General features: G+C 64.5%; 2 protein-coding genes and 1 pseudogene. 2 read left to right on the top strand and 1 reads right to left on the bottom strand.

All coding sequences use genetic code 11. The features are described 5' to 3' along the window. Positions 1 to 744 (top strand): annotated as a pseudogene (locus ACLP4W_RS19825) (ATP-binding protein); the annotation flags it as partial. Between the two features lie 127 nt (positions 745 to 871). Here ACLP4W_RS19825 and ACLP4W_RS19820 read toward each other — a convergent pair. Continuing rightward, positions 872 to 2509 carry a PPE family protein gene (locus ACLP4W_RS19820; RefSeq protein WP_442388845.1) on the bottom strand — a complete coding sequence of 546 codons (1638 nt, stop codon included), beginning with the start codon at positions 2507 to 2509 and terminating at the stop codon, positions 872 to 874. Between the two features lie 138 nt (positions 2510 to 2647). Here ACLP4W_RS19820 and ACLP4W_RS19815 point away from each other — a divergent pair. After that, positions 2648 to 3731 (top strand): amidohydrolase family protein (locus ACLP4W_RS19815; RefSeq protein WP_442388843.1); only part of this gene is annotated, 1084 nt, incomplete at its 3' end.

Here is a 3731-nt window from a genome sequence, read left to right as displayed (position 1 = left end):
TTTGCCGAAATTTCGCGCGATGACGGCTTGCCTGACGGGATGACAGTCATCGGGCAGCCCGAGCGGTTGGCCGAGTTGTGCCGCGCCCAGCTCGCACGCCGCCGCGACACCCACGTCTACATCCGGACATGGCTGGTTGCCGCCCTTGCATTGGCCGGTTCCGGTGGGGAGGCGATGGATTCCGCGGATGGCCTCATCGAGGCTGCGGAGGCAACAAGCAACCCGGCGATGCTCACGTGGGCGCTCTGGGCCTACGGTTTGGCTTTCCGTGACGCGGATCCCGTCGGCGCGCTTCACGCCCTGGGCCGGGGTCTGGTGATCGCGCAAGACAGCGGCAACCGCATCATCGCGTCAGTCCTGGCGCACTATCTGGGAGGACTTGCAGCCGAACACGGCGACACTCTGGCCGCGTTCGATCACCTCACGCTGGCAATCCGCAACTTCCACAATGCGGGCGACCCCACCACGATCCGCGTCCCGCTGGCCCTCCTCGCCGCCCTTTTCGACCGGCTCGAACGCTACGAACCCGCGGCCACCCTCGCCGGCTTCGCCCTCCATCCCATCGCCACAGCGCTGGCCCCCGAGATCACCACCGCGACCACCCACCTACGCGGTGTCCTCGGCGACCCGACCTACGAATCGCTCGCCCACAAGGGCGAGACGATGACCACCGCAGAGATCGCGACCTACGCCTACGACCAAATCGACCAAGCCCGAACCGAACTGAACGCGCTCTCGAAATAGACGAGATATGAGGCTCTCAAAACGCTGCGTCGGAATCACCGCGAATGCCGACGGCTCCGTCGCGAAGGTATCGGAGCGCTTCCGCCGGGGCGTTGTCGGCCTTGCTTGACTCGCATTCAGGCCGTGGTCAAATACCGAGTTCCTGGTCGATCTGCGGCCAGTACTGGAAACCGTCGGGAGTGAGCAGAACCCAGTCGTGAATTTCGCCGTTGGCCAGCACGAAGCTGATCGGGGCCCCTTGGGTCGCGGCTTCTTGCTGGAGGACGAGCACGTCGGGTGCGAGTGAATCCAGGGAGCCCGAGTAGACATACGTCCGCGGGAGTCCGCTAAGGGACCCATCGAGCGGACTCACCAGATAGTTGTTCTCGGGAAGATTGCCTGCCCACTCCTTGCCGATCTGTTGCCCAGGCCCAATAGGAAGCAGGGGATCGTGGACGAACGCAATGTTTGGATTGGTCAGCGATACGTCTAGCCACGGAGACAGCAGAACCATTGACGCCGGTACGGCGTCACCCTGGTTCACCATGTATTCGACGGCCGCGAGTGCGAGGGTGCCGCCCGCGGAGTCACCGATCACGCTGACGTTGGGGGCCCCGTGTTGAGCGATTTCCATGGAGATGAGGCCGGCCATTGCGGGTACGACTGTGCCGGCGGTACCTCCTTGCTGCACCAGCGGGTAAATCGGCACTTCAATGGTCGCGCCGGTCTGGTAGGCCATCACTGTGTAATCGAGCCAGTGGAAGATTGAGGGCGGAAAGATAAAGGCGCCACCATGAATGGCAACCACGTAGTCGCCGGATGCGTGGGCCGGGGTGATCTGCACGACGCTCATCCCGTCAAATGTGGTGTGCTGAAAAGTTTCTCCCAACAGCAACGTCAAGAACTTCGGCGGGGAGTTGCCGATAAACAGCGATATTGGCGGGATGTTGCTGGCAAACAGCGATAAAAGTGGGGTGCTGGAAGCAAGTTGACTTTCGATTCCTGAGTTCCCCAGGACATCTTTTACCCCCCACAGGCCAGCGATTTCAAATCTGGTTGCCAGCGACGGTGTGCCGGTGAAGATCCCTGGCTGCGTTGCCGGGATGGGTGGACCAGCCGGCGACCCGAAGATATCGGCGACGAGCGTGTCGGCCACCCGGGTGAATCCCGTGGCCAGTGTCGTGGGGGTCTGCTGAATTTCCTGCTGAACGAGGGCGAAACCGTTCCCGATAGCTCTGGCGAATTCGCCTGGCAGTTCAGGCAGATTTTCCAGCGCTTGCCCCCATGGCCCCAATTGCGCGACGGTTGCCGACGCACTGATGTGATACCCGCTGATCGCGGCGACATCCTGAGCCCACATCTGCTCGTATTCGGCCTCGGCGGCCGCGATTGCCGGGGCGTTTTGGCCGAACAGGTTGGACATCACCAGCGACACCAGCTGGCCGCGATTGGCCGTGATCAGTCCAGGGTCCACGATTGTTGCCAGCGCCGCCTCGAATGCGGTGGCGGCCGCCCGGGCTTGGGTTGCCGACAGTTCGGCTTGAGTGGCCGCCCCTCCCAGCCAGTCCACGTACCGGGCGGCCGCGTTCGTCATGGACGCCGACGCCGGGCCCTGCCAGGCCTGGCCAGTCAGGTCTGAGGTTACCGAGTTGAATGCGTTCGCCGCTGAGCTCAACTCACTGCCGATCCCGTCCCAGGCCGCCGCCGCCTCCAACATCGGCCCCGGACCCGGTCCATCAAGCAGCAGCACCGAATTGACCTCAGGCGGCCAGACCGAAAAGTTCATCGCTGCTCCTTCTCGATAGCCCTTCAGCAGCCTATTCCCGCAACGTGCATCCTCTAATCCGCCCATGCCCAGGAGGGCGCGGGTGCGGGTTTTTTGCAGGCCTTGACGGCGCGGGATGGCGGTGGGACAACTGGCGGTGTGACTCGCATCGTTGACTCGGACCAGCACCTCTACGAGAGCCGTTCGCTGTGGGCCGACCACATCGACCCGGGTGCACGCGACGACGCGCTGACCCTGGTCGATGACGAACTCGGCTACACCTGGCTCAGCTGGCGCGGCACTCACCTCGGCCTAGCCGACGTCCACCTTCCCGGCAACACCGCGTCGTGCGGGGAGCACCGCAACCGTCAACGGGCCGGCGAGCCCGCCTCCTATCGGTACGACGAGGCGTTACCCGCCGCCTACTGGCAGCCCGCGTCCCGCCTTCGCTGGCTCGACGAGGCGGGACTCGATGAGGCAGTCCTGTTCCCCAATTTCGGCCTGCTCTGGGAGCGCCGCCTGGCGCCGTCGCTTCCGGCGCTGACCGCCAACATGACGGCATGGAACCGATGGTGCGCGGTCGTGCGAGCCGAAGGCGGCGGGCGACTGCATCCGGTCGCACATCTGACGTTGCGCGACCCGGAGTGGCTCGAGGCCGAGCTGAACACGCTGGCGGGCGCCGGCATCACGCTGGCCATGATCGGCGCCGGGCCGGTGGACGGCCGGGAACTGTCGCACCCTGAGCACGACCGGATCTGGTCCGCATTCGTCGATCACGCCGTCACGCCGGTGTTCCACGTCGCCGATCAGGTCCGGGTCTTCGACGATTGCTGGTATCAGGACGACCCGGCGCAGGACCTGGTGCCCGCCACCGAGGCGATATTTCTGTGGGTGCCGCCGGCACTGGCGTTGTCCGACCTGATCCTGCATGGCGTCTTCGACCGTCATCCACGTCTGCGCTTCGGCGTGGTCGAGCTCAGCTCCGCCTGGGTGCCGCAATTTCTGATGATGTTGGACGGTGCGTCCGCCTTCACCACCCAGCTCAACGGCAAGCCGGTGGCGAAACTGTCCCGGCGACCGAGCGAGTACTTTCTCGACCACGTCCGGGTGTCCTCCTTTTCTTACGAGAACCCCAAGCAGCTGGCCAAGATGACCGGCGACGTGTTCATGTTCTGCAGCGACTATCCCCACTCCGAGGGGACCGCGACGCCGCTGGACGACTATCGGCGGATGGGCTGCGAGG

Origin of the sequence: Mycobacterium sp. (genome assembly GCF_052145595.1) — a bacterium.
Taxonomy (GTDB): domain Bacteria; phylum Actinomycetota; class Actinomycetes; order Mycobacteriales; family Mycobacteriaceae; genus Mycobacterium.
This window is presented reverse-complemented; position numbering and strand designations above follow the sequence as displayed.

Excerpts from the sequence above, each read along its gene's own strand:
- ACLP4W_RS19820 (WP_442388845.1), bottom strand. The coding sequence starts at position 2,509 with ATGAACTTTTCGGTCTGGCCGCCTGAGGTCAATTCGGTGCTGCTGCTT.